The 15,991-nt window shown below is 60.4% G+C and carries 18 protein-coding genes; 7 read left to right on the top strand and 11 right to left on the bottom strand.

The window, feature by feature from the left end:
- Positions 1 to 223: 223 nt before the first annotated feature.
- Positions 224 to 466: a type II toxin-antitoxin system ParD family antitoxin gene (locus Q4Q11_RS26125; RefSeq protein ID WP_113214855.1), complete on the bottom strand. Its 243-nt coding sequence runs from the start codon at positions 464 to 466 to the stop codon at positions 224 to 226.
- Positions 467 to 551: 85 nt separating this feature from the next.
- Here Q4Q11_RS26125 and Q4Q11_RS26120 point away from each other — a divergent pair, with 85 nt between their 5' ends.
- Together Q4Q11_RS26120 and Q4Q11_RS26115 are read left to right on the top strand one after the other, a co-directional pair.
- Entirely contained in the window at positions 552 to 1,406 is an 855-nt protein-coding gene (locus Q4Q11_RS26120) for an SDR family NAD(P)-dependent oxidoreductase (RefSeq protein ID WP_498571296.1), read from the top strand.
- A gap of 65 nt (positions 1,407 to 1,471) precedes the next feature.
- On the top strand, positions 1,472 to 2,113 hold the full coding sequence (locus Q4Q11_RS26115; protein ID WP_498571295.1) for a LysE family translocator: 642 nt from the start codon (positions 1,472 to 1,474) through the stop codon (positions 2,111 to 2,113).
- Here the strand turns inward: Q4Q11_RS26115 and Q4Q11_RS26110 are convergent.
- The 5 genes from Q4Q11_RS26110 to Q4Q11_RS26090 form a co-directional block, all read right to left on the bottom strand.
- A complete protein-coding gene (locus Q4Q11_RS26110) occupies positions 2,097 to 2,513 on the bottom strand; it encodes a hypothetical protein (RefSeq protein WP_112504546.1) in 417 nt (138 codons plus the stop codon). The genes Q4Q11_RS26115 and Q4Q11_RS26110 overlap by 17 nt on opposite strands.
- Positions 2,514 to 2,518: 5 nt before the next feature.
- The gene (gene rlmN / locus Q4Q11_RS26105; RefSeq protein WP_113214857.1) at positions 2,519 to 3,754 is read right to left on the bottom strand and encodes a dual-specificity RNA methyltransferase RlmN; all 1,236 of its coding nucleotides are present in this window, start codon (positions 3,752 to 3,754) and stop codon (positions 2,519 to 2,521) included.
- 286 nt (positions 3,755 to 4,040) lie between these two features.
- Positions 4,041 to 4,595 carry an invasion associated locus B family protein gene (locus Q4Q11_RS26100; RefSeq protein WP_498571294.1) on the bottom strand — a complete coding sequence of 185 codons (555 nt, stop codon included), beginning with the start codon at positions 4,593 to 4,595 and terminating at the stop codon, positions 4,041 to 4,043.
- A gap of 333 nt (positions 4,596 to 4,928) precedes the next feature.
- Positions 4,929 to 5,318: a YkvA family protein gene (locus Q4Q11_RS26095; RefSeq protein ID WP_112504552.1), complete on the bottom strand. Its 390-nt coding sequence runs from the start codon at positions 5,316 to 5,318 to the stop codon at positions 4,929 to 4,931.
- Between the two features lie 66 nt (positions 5,319 to 5,384).
- A complete protein-coding gene (locus Q4Q11_RS26090; RefSeq protein ID WP_113214859.1) occupies positions 5,385 to 5,690 on the bottom strand; it encodes a 4a-hydroxytetrahydrobiopterin dehydratase in 306 nt (101 codons plus the stop codon).
- 137 nt (positions 5,691 to 5,827) lie between these two features.
- Here Q4Q11_RS26090 and Q4Q11_RS26085 point away from each other — a divergent pair, with 137 nt between their 5' ends.
- Entirely contained in the window at positions 5,828 to 6,310 is a 483-nt protein-coding gene (locus tag Q4Q11_RS26085; protein ID WP_113214860.1) for a low molecular weight protein-tyrosine-phosphatase, read from the top strand.
- Here the strand turns inward: Q4Q11_RS26085 and thpR are convergent.
- Together thpR and Q4Q11_RS26075 are read right to left on the bottom strand one after the other, a co-directional pair.
- A complete protein-coding gene (gene thpR, locus Q4Q11_RS26080; RefSeq protein WP_112504556.1) occupies positions 6,241 to 6,837 on the bottom strand; it encodes an RNA 2',3'-cyclic phosphodiesterase in 597 nt (198 codons plus the stop codon). The genes Q4Q11_RS26085 and thpR overlap by 70 nt on opposite strands.
- 68 nt (positions 6,838 to 6,905) lie before the next feature.
- Positions 6,906 to 7,556: an arylesterase gene (locus Q4Q11_RS26075; RefSeq protein ID WP_112504558.1), complete on the bottom strand. Its 651-nt coding sequence runs from the start codon at positions 7,554 to 7,556 to the stop codon at positions 6,906 to 6,908.
- Positions 7,557 to 7,636: 80 nt separating this feature from the next.
- Here Q4Q11_RS26075 and Q4Q11_RS26070 point away from each other — a divergent pair, with 80 nt between their 5' ends.
- The 4 genes from Q4Q11_RS26070 (at position 7,637) to Q4Q11_RS26055 (ending at position 12,613) form a co-directional block, all read left to right on the top strand.
- Entirely contained in the window at positions 7,637 to 8,347 is a 711-nt protein-coding gene (locus Q4Q11_RS26070) for an ABC transporter ATP-binding protein (protein ID WP_113214861.1), read from the top strand.
- The gene (locus tag Q4Q11_RS26065) at positions 8,344 to 10,890 is read left to right on the top strand and encodes an ABC transporter permease (RefSeq protein ID WP_498571293.1); all 2,547 of its coding nucleotides are present in this window, start codon (positions 8,344 to 8,346) and stop codon (positions 10,888 to 10,890) included. The genes Q4Q11_RS26070 and Q4Q11_RS26065 overlap by 4 nt, the downstream gene beginning before the upstream one ends.
- Positions 10,891 to 11,198: 308 nt before the next feature.
- On the top strand, positions 11,199 to 11,939 hold the full coding sequence (locus tag Q4Q11_RS26060; RefSeq protein ID WP_112504566.1) for a Bax inhibitor-1/YccA family protein: 741 nt from the start codon (positions 11,199 to 11,201) through the stop codon (positions 11,937 to 11,939).
- Positions 11,940 to 12,055: 116 nt separating this feature from the next.
- Positions 12,056 to 12,613 (top strand): GNAT family N-acetyltransferase, encoded by a 558-nt coding sequence (locus Q4Q11_RS26055; protein WP_112504568.1) that lies wholly within the window; start codon positions 12,056 to 12,058, stop codon positions 12,611 to 12,613.
- 87 nt (positions 12,614 to 12,700) lie between these two features.
- Here the strand turns inward: Q4Q11_RS26055 and Q4Q11_RS26050 are convergent, their stop codons facing one another.
- From Q4Q11_RS26050 to acnA, 3 genes are all read right to left on the bottom strand, one after another.
- On the bottom strand, positions 12,701 to 13,102 hold the full coding sequence (locus Q4Q11_RS26050; protein WP_112504570.1) for a DUF2794 domain-containing protein: 402 nt from the start codon (positions 13,100 to 13,102) through the stop codon (positions 12,701 to 12,703).
- Between the two features lie 393 nt (positions 13,103 to 13,495).
- Entirely contained in the window at positions 13,496 to 14,239 is a 744-nt protein-coding gene (locus Q4Q11_RS26045; protein WP_498571297.1) for a DUF1223 domain-containing protein, read from the bottom strand.
- 250 nt (positions 14,240 to 14,489) lie between these two features.
- The coding region (gene acnA / locus Q4Q11_RS26040; RefSeq protein WP_498571292.1) for an aconitate hydratase AcnA at positions 14,490 to 15,991 on the bottom strand (1,502 nt) is incomplete at its 5' end.

The raw sequence follows: 15,991 nt of genomic DNA, 5'->3' as shown, positions 1-15,991 counted from the left end.
TCCTTATAGTTAATGAAATGTGCGCCGGAGGCGAGAGCGAGATAGTCTCGTTTGATGCCGCTGACTTTGCGACCGCGTGCGGTCCCAGCTGCCAATTCCGGAAAACAACCAATCAGCTCGTTATAATAAGTATTTGCCTGCTGAAGAGACCAAGCCTCAAATGTATCGCCAAATAGCTTCTAAATCCCGTCATGCTTTCGGCAAGAGCTTATAGGATCTGCCTTTAACGGACATGTTTGCGGTGCAGCTCGGTCAGAAACGCTTCACCGTCAAACTCCTCCGGCTCGCCTGAGGCCTCGCCCTCGGCAATCGCCGCCGCAATCGCCTCTATCTCCGCCCGGCCACGCAGTAATTTCAGCGCGGCGTCGATGACCTCGCCTGGCGAATCGTAATTGCCGTGGCTGATCTGCTCGCCGATAAACGCATCCATCTGCTCGTCGATCTCTACGGACATATGTTTTGTCACGGGCGCGACCTCCAGCGGTTTGACTTGATTGCCGAAAGTACCATATTCGGCGGCGACCGAACAATGCCTGAGGAGGGCGCCGCTCGTGACCGATATTCAAGACATTTTCAAGAAATCCAACGTTGCCGTCATCACCGGCGGCGCTTCCGGCATCGGCTTTGCCGCCGCCAAATATTTCGCCTCGCTCGGCATGAGCGTCGTCATCGCCGATCTCGGCGGTGACCGGCTGGCCCAAGCTGCTACCGAGCTCAAGTCGATCGCGGGCGAGGAGCATGTGCTGGCCGTCGCGACCGATGTCGCCAGCAAGGAAGCGCTGGAAGCGCTGGAGCGCGCCGTCCTGCAGCGTTTCGGCCGCGTGCATGTGCTGATGAACAATGCCGGCATCGGCCCGGAAACGTCGATCTTCAGCGGTCAGGCCGATTGGGACGCCATCCTCGGCGTCAATCTGCTCGGCGTCATCAACGGCACGCGCGTCTTCGGACCCGGCATGCTGGCTCATGGTGAAGCGGGCCTCATCATCAACACCGGTTCGAAACAGGGCATCACCACTCCTCCCGGCAATCCGGCCTATAATGTCTCGAAAGCCGGCGTGAAGGTGTTCACCGAAGCGCTGCAGCATGAGCTGCGCAACACGGACGGCGCGAAGATTTCGGCACACCTCCTCATTCCCGGCTTCGTCTTCACAGGCCTGACGAAAGGCGAGCGCAGGGAAAAGCCTGCCGGCGCCTGGACGCCGGAGCAGACGGTCGACTTCATGGTGGAAAGCCTGAAGCGCGGCGATTTCTATATTCTTTGCCCCGACAACGACGTGGCGAGGCCCGTCGACGAACGCCGCATGCTCTGGGCGGCCGGCGATATCATCGAGAACCGCCCGCCGCTATCACGCTGGCACGCCGACTATGCCGATCAATTCAAAGCCTTCCTGGAAAAGAAGGATTGATTTGCAATCAACCGAAAGCCGGGTAAGAACGAGACAGACCCTTGTCCGGCTTTCGGAGCATTCCCGTGGACTTCATACCCAGCCTGCCTACCCTTTTTGCCTTTTCCGCAGCAAGCCTGCTGCTGGCGATGACGCCCGGCCCCGATATGACGCTTTCGATCAGCCGCGCGCTGGCGCAGGGCAAGAAGGCGGCGCTCTTCGTGGTGCTCGGCACCAGCCTCGGCGTCATCGTTCATACCTGCCTGGTGGCCTTCGGCATCTCGGCGCTGATAACGGCATCTCCGGTCGCCTTCACCGTCCTGAAGACGGGAGGTGCGGCCTACCTCCTCTGGCTCGCGATCCAGGCGATCCGTTTCGGTTCCAGCCTGTCGGTGAAGAAGGTCGATGCCGTCAAGGGCACGCCGCTCGCCAACATTTCCACCGGCTTCTGGGTCAATCTGCTGAACCCGAAGGTCATCATCTTCTTCATGACCTTTCTGCCGCAGTTCGTCACGGCAGGCGATCCCGCCGTCACGCACAAGCTGCTCTTCCTCGGCCTCTTCTTCATTACGATCGGCATGCCGGTGAACATGCTGGTCGTTCTTGCCGCCGACGGTCTTTCGTCCTGGCTGCAGCAGAACCGTGGCGTGATGCGCGGCCTGGATTACACCTTTGCCGGCGTCTTCTCGATTTTTGCGGCGAAGATCTTCTTTACTCAGGCTCGTTGAGGACGGGATGCCGTCCGGCAATCAGCCAGTAGACGGTAGCGCAGGCAGCTCCCAGGAAGGCGAAGCAGACCGCAACTGTGATGAGATTGAGGGTCTGCGGCCGCTCCACGCCACCGGAAATCAGGATGGATGCGACCGCCGACAGGGTCGCGCCGAAAATTGCGTAGCCGTACCATCGGCGCATGCCGCGCCATTCCATTATCGGAATGACGACGAGAGACGGCAAAATGCTGACGATCATCGCCGCCTTGGTCATCTCGACGGTCAGAGCGAAAAGCTCCGGCACTCCCGCTCCCGGCAGCGTGTAGGCGGCAACGCCGGCAAGCACGAAGCCCATCAGCGCGCAAGCGGCCAGATAGCCCCATAGGAGGCGTATCGGCTTGCGCAGTCCGAGGAGCATCGATCTCAATCCTCGCCGTGATTGGCGATCATCATCGCTTCGAATGCCAATCGCTCCGTCTTGCGCATGCGTTCCGATTCCGACTTCAGCTGACCGCACGCGGCAAGAATGTCACGCCCGCGCGGCGTGCGGATCGGCGAGGCATAACCGGCCGAATTGATGAAATCGGCGAACTTCTCGATCTGCTCCCAGTCGGAACACTGATAATTCGTGCCAGGCCAGGGATTGAAGGGGATGAGGTTGATCTTGGCCGGAATGCCCTTCAGAAGCTGGATCAGGCCCTTGGCATCCTCGAGGCTGTCGTTGACGCCCTTCAGCATCACATATTCGAAGGTGATGCGCCGCGCATTCGAGAGGCCGGGATAGGCGCGGCAGGCGTCCATCAGCTCCTTCAGCGGATATTTCTTGTTGATCGGCACCAGCATGTCGCGCAGATCGTCCCGGACAGCATGCAGCGAGATCGCCAGCATGACGCCAATCTCGTCGCCGGTCCGGTAGATTTCCGGCACGACGCCCGAGGTGGAAAGGGTGATACGCCGCTTCGACAAGGACAAGCCATCGCCATCCGACGCGATCAGCAGCGCCTGCTTGACGCTGTCGAAATTATAGAGCGGCTCGCCCATACCCATCATGACGATATTGCTGACCTTGCGGCCTTCGGCCGGCATGATCGTGCCCTGAGGTGCCTCGCGGTCGGGAAAATCACCGAGACGATCGCGCGCCAGAAGCAGCTGCGACAGGATTTCCTCCGCCGTCAGGTTGCGCACGAGGCGCTGCGTGCCGGTATGACAGAAGGAACAGGTAAGCGAGCAGCCGACCTGGCTCGAGATGCAAAGCGTGCCGCGCCCTTCTTCCGGAATATAGACGCTTTCGACCTCGACGGGCCGGCCGGCGCCGCGCGGCGGAAAGCGCAGCAGCCATTTGCGGGTGCCGTCATTGGAAACCTGCTCCTCGACGATCTCGGGACGCGCGATGGTGAAATGCGTCTTCAGCATTTCGCGCATGTCCTTCGACACGTTGGCCATGGCATCGAAATCGGAAACGCCACGCACGTAGATCCAGTTCCAGAGCTGGCTGACGCGCATCTTGATCTGCTTGTCCGCAACGCCCTTTTCCCTGAGGGCGGCACTCATTTCCTCTCGCGTCATGCCGATCAGCGACGGCTTCGGCGAAAGCTCGACAGGCTGCGATACCGGCATCGGCTTCAGCTTGGAGGGAGTTATGACATCGGTGGCGGACATAGGATCGTTCCAACGGTTCACATCGGCGATGCCGCAAAAGCTGGCGAAAGCTGCGGATGCGGACAAGGCACGGAAATCTGAAGATTCATGCGGCGGCGGGACAAGCTATTTGCCGCGCACCTATCGTTGGCGCGCCTTTAGCATTAATTTCCGTCCGCGTCATCCCTTTCCCTCGAAGGCGTGAGGTCGGCCCTTGAAAACAAGAAGGCCGGTCAATGTGGCCGGCCTCATCATCACGGTCGCGGCGACGGGAGGATCACATTCGCGTGATCTCTCGGCCTTCGATCTATTTGCAGTTTTCGATCTGCTTCAGCGCAGCGCTTACACCCTTCAGCGAATAGGTATAGGACGTCCCCGTACCCTTCTTGGAGGTCGCCGTAACCTTCAGCGAATGGCCGGACTTCAGTGCGGCAACCAATGCGGGCTCCTGAGCTGCATTCTCGACCCAGGCCGCCTTGTCTTTGGTGAACATCACGAAGGTCCTGTTGTCGATGACGACGTTGACCTTGGAGTTCTCCTTCAGCGGATAGCCCATCATTGCCTGGGGTTCATAGGAAATATTCTGGCCTGGACGCTGCGACACGATGAAGAAGTTATCGCCGTGATCGATGCCGGATGCCGGCGCCTTGGCCGTCGGCACGGAAAGAACGTAGCAAACCTTGCCGCCGGCGGACTGGTAGGAGTAGGCGCCCCAGGCGTCGAACTGCTGGATACGCGTGGGAGACGCCGGCGCTGCTGCTGGCGCTGCCTGCGTCTGCTTCGGCTTCTTGGTCTGCGCGGACGCGATGCCGGTTCCGGCCAGAACGAGCGAGAGGGCGATTGCGAAGCTTTTTACAAACATGGTTTCCTGCCGATTTCTTGCGGTCCAGAGCTCATGGCGATTCGATTGACGCGCGCCTTCGCTCGTGAGCTGCCCTATTTTGACTTTATTCAGGTTACCAAACCGTCAACGGAGCGCTGCCCGCCACCAGCTCCGTGCCATTTCAATCCAGATATCGCGCAAAGTTTGAAACGCATCAGAAGGAATTGGAAAACCCGGATGGTGGAGTACCATCCTGCAGGTCCGATTTAAGACAGAAAGATTTGGGCAAGAATTTGACCTCGCTAAATTCAGGAAGGCCTCATAAAGCTCTGGAAACCCGAGAGGATTCAGAACAGATCCGCAAAGCCGGCGTCAGGCCGTCTTCATGGCCTCCGGCTCGTTCTCCAGAGCCCGGTCGGCGGCTTCATAATGTTCCAGGCGGATATGGCCCTTGATCATGCTGAAGGCGAGCGTCAGCACCGCGACATCGTCCGTGTAGCCGATGACGGCGAAGAAATCGGGGATGATATCGATGGGCATGACGAAATAGCCGAGTGCGGCCAGCAATATGCCGCGAACACGGGTCGGCGTCTGCGGGTCAAGTGCGCAATAAAAGGCAGCCACGACATCGCGGGAAAAGGGGATATGGCGGGCAGCCCTGCGCAATGTCGGCCAGAATTTGCTGCGCACCGACTTCTCCTGCTCTTTTTGGGCTTCTTCGTCACCAGGCATCAGGATTTCCCCGTACTTGATGTCATCCATTCCATTCACCTCTGTTCGCACCCGTCGTCCGGGCCGTGTCAACATATGGTGATCGCCTGCAGCGATTCAATCGAGCCGGCGCGCAGCCGCCTTCTCCATCGCCTTTGCCAGCTTGATATCGTGATCGGTAAGGCCGCCGGCATCGTGCGTCGTCAGTTTTACCTCGACGCGAGAATAGACATTGAACCATTCCGGATGGTGGTTGAATTTTTCGGCGGCAAGGGCCGATTCCGTCATGAAGCCGAAGGCCTCCACGAAATTGCGGAATTTGAACGTCTTGGAGATCGAAAGACCGTCGGCCGCAAGCACCCAGCCGGAGAGCTCGGCAAGATTGTCATCGATTGCCGTGCGGTCGAGCTTCTCATATTTCATGACACGTCACTCCTCTCTAAAGCAATTCCAGGAAAAGTGCGCAGCGGTTTTCCGTCCGGAATTGCGTAAAAGCAAAAGGATGGGGCGTTTTCGCATTTCGAAGAAAAGCGGAAAAGCTCCAGCGGTGGAACGATAGCATGGATCGTCACAGGATTCTTTTCGTCTGCGCCGGCAATATCTGCCGGTCACCCCTCGCCGAAGGCATATTCAGGCATCTGGCGAGCAAGGCCGGCCGCGCGCACGAATTCGAAATTGATTCGGCCGGGACCGGCGGCTGGCATCAGGGAGAACGCCCCGATCGCCGTTCGATCGCAGTTGCGGCCGATCATGGGATCGATATTTCCGGTCAGCAGGCTCGACGCATGGAACCCGCCGATTTCGGCAGGTTCGATCTGATCTTGGCAATGGATCAAGACAATTTGAAGAACTTGCGCAAGGCAGCATCGACGGATGCCCTCGGCAAGCTACATCTCTTCAACGCCCTCGCGCTTGGCAGCAACAGGGACATTCCCGATCCCTATTATGGCGACCGCGAGGATTTCGAAGCTGTTTACACCATGCTCTTCGCTGGTTGCAGCGCGCTCTTGCCCAAGGCCGGGAAAGTGCTGCGAGGCTCATGAAGCGGGAATATCTCTTCGGTGAGATAAGGACCGCCGCCCACAGACTCGCGCGAGGACAGAAGCACGAAACGCCCAACGGTGAACGGCGCGGTATAGAAGTTGCCGCGGCCGGAGAGATAGTGCACGACATCGTCGACCCGCGAGGATTTCAGCCTGGCGAGCGTGACATGCGGCGTGAACTTGCGGGGGTCCGGCTGCAGGCCGATACGCTGGCAGATGCGCTCGATTTCGCTCTGGAGGGCGAACATGTCGGGCGTCTGCGAAACCCCGGCCCAGACCGAATGCGGCTTCTTGGAGCCGAAGGAACCGATGCCCTCCAGCCGAAGCTGGAACTCAGGCCGATCTATCCGGTCCAGCCGGTCGACGATCTCATCCGCCGTGCGGCCATCGACATCGCCGATGAAGCGCAAAGTGATGTGATAATTTTCAACGTCGATCCACCTGGCTCCCGGGAGACCACCGCGCAACAATGACAGGCTCATGGCCGCATTGCGCGGAATTTCGAGGGCGGTAAAAAGTCTCGGCATGACGAGCACTCCCCGAATCTCTTGCAGGTATAGGTAGGGAATCACGCATTTGCAGCCGGTGCAAGCATCTATTTCGCACCTGCGTCAATCATCCCTACAAAACTCATAACGGCCGGTAAGATATGCTCGACCATGACATCGACACCCTTGGGGTTCGGATGCATCCCGTCAGGCAGCTGCAAATCCGCATGAGCTGCCACGCCGTCGAGGAAGAATGGATAGAGCGGAAGATGGTATTTGTCGGCCAGCCGCTTGTAGATCGGATTGAATTTCTCGGCGTAATCGGCCCCCATATTCGGAGGCGCCAGCATGCCGGCGAGAAGGATCGGGATCTTTCTGCCCTTCAGCCGCTCGATCATCGTCTCGAGGTTCTTTTCCGTCTGCTCCGGCGGAATGCCGCGCAGCGCGTCGTTGGCGCCGAGTTCCAGGATCACGCCGTCGGTCCCATCGGGCACCGACCAGTCTATGCGCGACAGTCCGCCCGATGTCGTATCGCCGGAAACGCCGGCATCGGCGACGGCCACATCCAGCCCCTTTGCCTTCAGCGCCGCCTCCAGCTTGGCCGGGAACCCGTCGCCCGGCGGGAGCTGATAGCCGGCCATTAGGCTGTCGCCGAAGCCGACCAGTTGAATGGTCCGTGCGTTTGCGGCACCCATCGCGCCAAACAAAAGACCGAAAGTGATGACAGCGAAGTGAAGTGCGGCAACTTTAAAACCCATGATCCATTCCCTAGATTCGCTGCTCGGGCCAGTGCGCCCGTCATTGTCTCCGATGTTCTCTGGTATATAGGGCGTTCGCATTGGCAAAAACCATCATCGAGCTGAAGAAGGCGGATTTGACGCTCGGCAGGGCCGCCGCATCGGTCCATGTATTGAAGGGCATCGACCTGACGATCATGGAGGGCGAGGCCGTCGGCATCGTCGGCCCCTCCGGTTCCGGCAAGTCCACCCTGCTGATGGTTCTGGCCGGCCTGGAAAAGCTCGACAGCGGCGAACTTCTGATCCGCGATACGCCGCTGCACAGCCTCAGTGAAGATCGCATCGCCGATTTCCGTGGCCGCAATATCGGCATCGTCTTCCAATCCTTCCATCTGATCGCCAACATGACGGCGCTCGAAAATGTCGCCGTGCCGCTGGAACTTGCCAATGTTCGCGAGGCTTTCGACATCGCCCGGCGCGAGCTGGAGGCGGTGGGGCTTGGCGAAAGACTCACCCACTATCCCGGCCAGCTTTCCGGCGGCGAACAGCAGCGCGTGGCGATCGCCCGAGCCCTCGCACCCTCTCCGGCGGTGCTGATCGCCGACGAGCCCACGGGCAATCTCGATACCGATACCGGCCGGCAGATTGCCGACCTGCTCTTTGCCCAGCAGGCCGAGCGCGGCACGACCATGCTGCTCGTCACCCACGATCCCGCGCTCGCCGCCCGATGCTCGCGCCAGATCCGCGTCCGCTCCGGCGAGATCGAGAACGACAGCATGCGCACGCGCACCAGCCAGGCAGCCATGGCATGAGCGCGACGGGATTGCGCCTGAGGCTCGCTTTCCGCCTTGCCATGCGCGAACTGCGCGGCGGCCTTGGCGGCTTCTACATCTTTCTCGCCTGCATCGCCCTTGGCACCGGCGCGATCGCCGCCGTCAATTCCGTTTCCCACTCGATCACCGACGCGATCTCGACGCAGGGGCAATCGCTGCTTGCTGGCGATGCCCGCTTCGAGCTGCGCAATCGCGAGGCGACGCCGGAGGAACTGGCCTATCTCCAAGGTTTGGGCAAAGTCTCCCGCTCCACGGGCCTGCGTTCCATGGCACGCATGCCCGATGGCTCGGACCAGGCGCTGGTCGAGGTCAAAGCCGTCGACAGCGCCTATCCGCTCTACGGCACCTTCGAAGCCGAGCCAAACCAGCCGCTCTCAACCCTGCTGGCCGCCCAGGACGGCACCTATGGTGCGGTCGTCGCGCCCCTGCTGCTGGAGCGCCTGAACCTCAAGGTCGGTGACGATCTGTTGCTGGGCAACGCCAAGCTGCGTATATCAGGCACAATCACGACGGAACCGGACGCCGTCTCCGAAGGCTTCGGTTTCGCGCCGCGCCTGCTGACGAGCCGCGATGCCCTGATCGCTTCCGGTCTGATTACGACGGGCAGCCTCGTCGAGCAGTCCTACAAGATCCGCATGGCCGATCCCGCAACCGGCCTTCGCAATCTCGGCGACCGCACCAATGCCGCCTTTCCGCAAGCGGGCTGGTCGATCCGCACCAGCGACCGTGCCGCCCCGCAGCTTGCCGACAATGTCACGCGCTTCTCGCAGTTTCTGACACTGGTCGGTCTGGCGGCGCTCATTGTCGGCGGCGTCGGCGTTGCCAATGCCGTCCGCGCCTTCCTCGATTCGAAGCGCACGACCATCGCCACCTTCAAGTGCCTGGGCGCTCCAGCCTTCGTCGTCGTGCTGATCTATCTCATCCAGATCGCCGTCATCGCACTTGCCGGCATAGCCGCCGGCCTCGTTCTCGGCGCCATCGCACCGATGATCGCTTCGCAGTTCATGGCGGAATTCCTGCCGATTTCGACCGCGCCGAGGATTTATCCCGGCGCACTGACCCTGGCGGCCCTGTTCGGGCTGCTGACGACGCTTGCTTTCGCCATTCCGCCGCTCGGCCACGCCCGCGAGGTGCCGGCGACGGCGCTGTTCCGGGAGCAGGGCTTCGAGGCACGCCGCCTGCCCGGCTGGCCCTACCTGCTCGCCGCCGGCCTGCTAATGGCGGCCCTTGCCGCTCTGGCGATCGTCACCGCCTATGACCGCTTCATTGCCATTGTCTTCGTCGTGTCGATTGCCGGAGCTTTCGTCGTGCTGCGCCTAGTGGCAGCCCTGGTGTCCTGGGTTGCCCGCCGCAGCCCGCGCGTGCGCTCGCCGGCCCTGCGCCTGGCGATCGGCAATATCCACCGGCCCGGAGCGCTCACCTCATCTGTGGTGCTGTCGCTCGGCCTCGGCCTGGCGCTCCTGGTGACCCTGACGCTGATCGACGGCAATATGCGCCGCGAACTGATGGGCCGCATGAGCGAACAGGCGCCGAACTTCTTCTTCGTCGATATTCAGGGGCCGGAGCTCGAAGGCTTCCGCAAGATCGTCCTCGACATCGACCCGAAAGGCAAACTCGTCGAAGCGCCGATGCTGCGCGGCCGGATCGTCGCCTTCAACGGCGAGGATGTCACCAAGATGAAGGTGCCGGCCGCGGGCCAATGGGTGCTGCGCGGCGATCGCGGCATCACCTATGCGGATACGGTGCCGGAAAACGCCTCGGTCACCGAAGGCAAATGGTGGGACAAGGATTATAGCGGCGAGCCGCTGGTGTCCTTTTCGGAAGAGGAAGGCAAGGCGCTCGGCCTGAAGCTTGGCGACAAGGTCACTGTCAACGTGCTCGGCCGCAATGTCACCGCCAGGATCGCCAGCTTCCGCAAGGTGCAATGGCAGTCGCTGTCGATCAATTTCGTGATGATCTTCTCGCCCAATACCTTCAAGGGCGCACCGCACGCCTGGCTTGCGACCTTGACCGATACGTCCGCCACCTCGGAGCAGGAAGTGACGATCCTGAGAAAGGTCACCAATACCTACCCGACCATAACAAGCGTCCGCGTCAAGGACGCTCTCGATGTCGTCAACACGCTGGTGGGACAGCTGGCGACCGCCATCCGCTCCGCTGCCTCTGTTGCGCTCATCGCCTCCGTGCTGGTGCTGGCCGGTGCGCTCGCTGCCGGCAACCGCGCTCGCACGCACGATGCCGTCATCCTCAAGACGCTCGGCGCAACGCGGGCGACGCTGATCCGTGCCTTCAGCTACGAATATCTGATTTTGGGTGCTGCTACCGCCGTCTTCGCGCTGATCGCCGGCTCCGCATCCGCCTGGTACATCGTCAGCCGCATCATGCGCCTGCCCTCGGCCTTCTTGCCCGACGTCGCCCTATCGACGCTCGTCATCGCTCTGGTGCTGACGGTCGGCATCGGCCTGATCGGCACCTGGCGCATCCTCGGCCAGAAGGCGGCACCCGTTCTGCGCGAGCTTTGATTCGTCTTTGCGTATTAGAGCCGGATGGTTTTAGGTCTGTTCGACCTAAAATCTGAATCCGCTCTAAACTCAAAGAAGTAGAGCATGATGTCGTCCGAAAGCCGATCACAGTTTTCGGCATCATGCTCTGACGGGACATGGTGATTCGGCGCGATATTACATCGATTTAACATGAGCCTACCCGCTTGACCCTTGTGTACGACGCCCGAAAGCCTCATATTCTGTGCAGGCATGCTGAGCTCCGCAGCGGCGCCTGGGCCTTGAAAGACCCGACACCGTACTCACATCGGAGCTTGAAAGAGGAAAACATGGCTGACTTTCGCAATTACCAAAACCGGACGCAGAGCGGTGCGCAATCCGGTGCGATGATAGATGAGGGCCTTCGAGCCTATATGCTCAAGGTCTATAACCTGATGGCGCTGGGTCTGGCGATCACGGGTGTTGCCGCCTATCTCTCCTTCTCGCTCGCTTTCGCAAACGGACAGATCACGGCCTTCGGCCAGGCGATCTATCTGAGCCCGCTGAAGTGGGTTGTCATCCTTGCCCCGCTGGCAATGGTCTTCTTCCTGAGCTTCAGGATCAACCGCATGAGCGTGGCTGCCGCGACGACGACCTTCTGGGTCTACGCCGCGCTGGTAGGCCTGTCGCTGTCGTCGATCTTCATCATCTACACCGGCCAGAGCGTCGTGCAGACCTTCTTCGTGACCGCCGCCTCCTTCGGCGCGCTGTCGCTCTACGGCTACACGGCCAAGCGAGACCTGTCGGCGATGGGCTCGTTCCTGATGATGGGTCTCTTCGGCCTCATCATCGCTTCGCTGGTTAACATCTTCCTGGCTTCGTCCGCCCTGCAGTTCGCGATCTCCGTGATCGGCGTCCTGATCTTCGCAGGCCTTACCGCTTACGATACGCAGCGGATCAAGGAAATGTACTATGACGCCGACGATGTGACCGTCGCTGGCCGCAAGGCGATCATGGGCGCCCTGTCGCTCTACCTCGACTTCATCAACCTGTTCATGTTCCTGCTGCAATTCCTCGGCAACCGCCGTTGATCGCAGAGCATGAATGAGAACGGAAAGGCGGCTTCGGCCGCCTTTTTATTTGCCTGGCAGGTAGCACTGTTATTTGATAGCGGTCTTCGTAAACCGCAGATCAGGCAATGAAAACAATGTCCGTCAGCCTCCGCAGCGCTACCGCAGACGATCTTCCCCACATCACGGCAATCTATCGCGATTCCGTCCTCAACGGCACGGCAAGCTATGAGATCACCCCACCGAGCCAGCAGGAAATGACGGCCAGGTTCGAGGCGATCCGCGACAAGGGCTATCCCTATCTCGTCGCTGAAGACGAGACCGGCGCATTTCTCGGCTATGCCTATGCATCATCCTTCCGCACGCGGCCGGCCTATCGCTGGATGGTGGAGGACTCGATCTATCTGGCACCGGAGGCCCGCGGACGCGGCGTCGGCAGGCTGCTGCTCGATGCGCTCATCGAAAGCTGTCAGGCGCTCGGCTTCCGCCAGATGATCGCCGTCATCGGCGGCGCCCATCCGGCCTCGGTCGCGGTACATAGGGCGGCTGGCTTCACCGAAGTCGGTCTACTCAAGGGCACCGGCTACAAGCACGGCCGCTGGCTGGATACGATGCTGATGCAGAAGGCACTCGGCGAGGGAACCGGTACCGATCCGGATCCGTCGGTTTATCCGGGAACTTTGTTTGGAGGCTAAACCGAGTCTATCATAGGCGGCACTCTGATACCCCCTGTCCCGAGGGGACAGAGGGGGGCTGCCATACTCTCCACAAATGCGGAGAAACTACTTCTCGACCAGCTTCAGCTGCTTGTCGAACACCTTCAGAACTTGGCTCAGATCGTGGCCGCGCTTCAGGATCATGCCGTTGGTGTTGATGACGGAAAAGGCGCCCTGCTTGGCCGAAAGCTTCGGGTTTTTTTCGATGCGGAAGAGCGGCATTTCGCCCGAACGCTTGAACACGGAGAAGACCGCCTTCTCCTTCAGATGGTCGATGGCATAGTCGCGCCACTCGCCTTCGCCGACCATGCGGCCATAGATCCAGAGAATCGCGTCCAGCTCCCGCCGATGGAAGGTCACCGGCAGCGGATCCTTGCTCTGTTTGTATTCTCTGAGATCAACGACGACGGAAGAGGTATTTTCCACGGAGCGGCTTTCGCTATGTCGCAAATCCGGCTGATCAGTCATTAATCCCCCAGGGGCTATCTCATGACACGAGAATGACAGTTTGCCTCAGCCGCTTCAAATTGCAAGGCGGTCGGCACCTCACAATTTCTTTCCTGTGGCCGAAAGCATCTCGTCAGCGCCGCATTTCAGTCAAAACGACGCCTAATTTACAGGAAGTATAGGGAGCCGTTTGGCGCCGCCGCGTCAAACGGCCCGGCCGGGGCGCATCGATTAAACCCCAGCCCCGAATGCGTCCTCGCCGGGCACCTCCCCTTTTCGGCGCCAGCCGAAATAGGGACCCTTTTCGGCGCCAGCCGAAATAGAGAGCTTTTTGGCACAAGCCAGATAGGGAATCTTTTCCGCACAAGCCGAAACAGCAAGCTTCCGGCAAGGGCCGAGAGTCGTAAAAGCCCTTCAGCCGTCCGAACCGACCGTCAGGACAGTCGCGCCAAGAATGGCGGCTGGATCGCCCGAAGGCGTCGACGATTGCAGCAGAATAGCAAGACCTCTCCGGCCCGCCTTATCGAGCACGGTTGAGGGCAGCACGAGGCTCGTGACCTTGCCGTCCCACATGCCGACGGTCTCGACATCAGATACCGCATGCATATAGGCGATCTGCTGGCCGGTGTTTTCCCCGCCCTTCGGCGCCACCATCTGCTCCTTGTCGAAATAGACGGCAACCACGTTGGCCCTGCCCTGTCCGGCGCCGATCTTGATCTCCAGCTCGTCGCCCTTCATGGCTGCACTCACCGGAACCGTCAGCCCCTCGCCAAGGCGCTGGAAATCATCGAGCTTAACGTTGATGGCATTGAGATCGGCGCCGTTCATATGGTCCCTGCCATTGACGATCGCCTGCGGCGTATAGACGCCGCTGCGGCCCATCGTGCGGGCATAGGCATATTGGCGCGCCGTATTCTCCTTGGACGCCATGGTGTCGTTCCAGCCGAGATAATTCCAATAGTCGACATGATAGGCGAGCGCGACCACATTGCCTTGACGGATCAGCTTGCGGAACGCCGCATCTGCCGGAGGACAGGACGCGCAGCCCTGCGAGGTGAAGAGTTCGACGACACCTTTGATTTTCGTGGCCTCCTGCGCATGCAGCGAACTTGCGAGCGCGATGCCTGCCAGAAGCGGAACCGAAAATCGAAGGCGCATTACCATCTTACCTCTGTATCCTACAGCCGTCTGCCCCACAGACTCCAATCGCTCACGCCTTGGATGATCATATCCACATCAAGCCTGAAAAACCTGAAACAAGAGATAATGGTTTAGTGCGATGACGCAAAGTCACGAAGGGGTGAGGCCCAGACCGCATGGCAGCCGCGTCGAACACATCACCGTGAAAAACAAGACGCCGCCGGGAGATTTCCCCCCCGGCGGCGTTCAAGCATGGTTCTAGCGTCTATCAGGCGGCGAGATCGCGCAGAACTGTCTGCAGGATGCCGCCATTATTGACGTAGACGACCTCATCCAGCGTATCGATACGGCAGATGATCGGAACATCCTTCACCGAGCCGTCGCCATAGGTGATCTTGGCGATCTTGCGCTCGCGCGGCTTGATGTGTTCCAGACCTTCGATGGTGACAAGCTCGTCGCCCTTCAGGCCGAGGCTGGCCCAGGTGGTGCCGTCCTCGAAGACGAAGGGGATGACGCCCATACCGACCAGGTTCGAGCGATGGATACGCTCGAAGGACTGGGCGATCACGGCGCGTACGCCGAGCAGGTTCGTGCCCTTGGCAGCCCAGTCGCGCGATGAGCCGTTGCCGTATTCGACACCGGCGAAGATGACGAGCGGAACGCCTTCGGCCTTATACTGCATGGCCGCATCGTAGATCGACGTCTCTTCCTTGGACGGATAGTGGATGGTGTAGCCGCCTTCCTTGCCGTTCGGGCCGAGCATGTGGTTGCGGATGCGGATGTTGGCAAAGGTGCCGCGCATCATGACTTCATGGTTGCCGCGGCGCGTGCCGTACTGGTTGAAGTCGGCGACGCCGACGCCATGACCGATGAGGTAGGAACCGGCCGGCGAGGCAGCCTTGATCGAACCGGCCGGAGAAATATGGTCGGTGGTGATCTTGTCGCCGAACAGGCCGAGAACGCGAGCGCCCTTGATGTCGGAAACGCCGGCGCCCTTCTTGCCCATGCCCACGAAGTAAGGCGGGTTCTGCACGTAGGTCGAGTTGTCGTCCCAGGCATAGGTCTGGCCCGGAGGAACCTGCACCGCCTGCCAGTTGGCGTCGCCCTTGAAGACGTCGGCATACTTGCTCTCGTAAAGCTCGCGGGTGACGTATTTCTGAATGAACTCCTGAACCTCGTGCGAGGTCGGCCAGATGTCCTTCAGATAAACAGGCTTGCCGTTCTGGTCTTCGCCGATCGGTTCCTTGGTCAGGTCGAGCTGCACGGAGCCTGCGAGCGCGTAGGCGACGACGAGCGGCGGCGAAGCCAGGTAGTTCGCCTGGACGTCGGGCGAGATGCGGCCTTCGAAGTTACGGTTGCCGGAGAGAACGCCCGATACAATCAGGCCCTTGTCGTTGATCGTCTTGGAGATCGGCGCCGGCAGCGGGCCGGAGTTGCCGATGCAGGTGGTGCAGCCGAAGCCGACCAGATTGAAGCCGAGCTTGTCGAGATCGGCCTGCAGGCCGGACTTGGCGAGGTATTCGCCGACGACCTGAGATCCAGGTGCGAGCGAGGTCTTGACCCACGGCTTGGTCTTCAGGCCCTTGGCAACGGCGTTGCGGGCAAGAAGGCCGGCGGCGATCAGCACCGATGGGTTGGACGTGTTGGTGCAGGAGGTGATGGCGGCAATTGCAACGTCGCCATGGCCGATATCGAAATCCGTGCCTTCGACCGCATAGCGGTTGGAAAGCTGGCCGGGCTTCTTGTATTCGGTGTCGAGCGAGGTTGCGA

It is taken from the genome of Rhizobium sp. UFLA01-1127, from assembly GCF_059803845.1.
Note: the sequence above shows the minus strand (reverse complement) of the source record. Positions and strands in the feature narration are given on the sequence as shown.

What these genes read in the sequence shown, in the direction of transcription:
- thpR (WP_112504556.1), bottom strand. Translation starts at nt 6,837, where the DNA reads ATGCCGAGACTTTTTACCGCCCTCGAAATTCCGCGCAATGCGGCCATG.
- Q4Q11_RS26090 (WP_113214859.1), bottom strand. Translation starts at nt 5,690, where the DNA reads ATGAAATATGAGAAGCTCGACCGCACGGCAATCGATGACAATCTTGCC.
- Q4Q11_RS26055 (WP_112504568.1), top strand. Translation starts at nt 12,056, where the DNA reads ATGTCCGTCAGCCTCCGCAGCGCTACCGCAGACGATCTTCCCCACATC.
- Q4Q11_RS26065 (WP_498571293.1), top strand. Translation starts at nt 8,344, where the DNA reads ATGAGCGCGACGGGATTGCGCCTGAGGCTCGCTTTCCGCCTTGCCATG.
- Q4Q11_RS26060 (WP_112504566.1), top strand. Translation starts at nt 11,199, where the DNA reads ATGGCTGACTTTCGCAATTACCAAAACCGGACGCAGAGCGGTGCGCAA.
- Q4Q11_RS26095 (WP_112504552.1), bottom strand. Translation starts at nt 5,318, where the DNA reads ATGGATGACATCAAGTACGGGGAAATCCTGATGCCTGGTGACGAAGAA.
- Q4Q11_RS26045 (WP_498571297.1), bottom strand. Translation starts at nt 14,239, where the DNA reads ATGCGCCTTCGATTTTCGGTTCCGCTTCTGGCAGGCATCGCGCTCGCA.
- rlmN (WP_113214857.1), bottom strand. Translation starts at nt 3,754, where the DNA reads ATGTCCGCCACCGATGTCATAACTCCCTCCAAGCTGAAGCCGATGCCG.
- Q4Q11_RS26110 (WP_112504546.1), bottom strand. Translation starts at nt 2,513, where the DNA reads ATGCTCCTCGGACTGCGCAAGCCGATACGCCTCCTATGGGGCTATCTG.
- Q4Q11_RS26050 (WP_112504570.1), bottom strand. Translation starts at nt 13,102, where the DNA reads ATGACTGATCAGCCGGATTTGCGACATAGCGAAAGCCGCTCCGTGGAA.
- Q4Q11_RS26075 (WP_112504558.1), bottom strand. Translation starts at nt 7,556, where the DNA reads ATGGGTTTTAAAGTTGCCGCACTTCACTTCGCTGTCATCACTTTCGGT.
- Q4Q11_RS26100 (WP_498571294.1), bottom strand. Translation starts at nt 4,595, where the DNA reads ATGTTTGTAAAAAGCTTCGCAATCGCCCTCTCGCTCGTTCTGGCCGGA.
- Q4Q11_RS26085 (WP_113214860.1), top strand. Translation starts at nt 5,828, where the DNA reads ATGGATCGTCACAGGATTCTTTTCGTCTGCGCCGGCAATATCTGCCGG.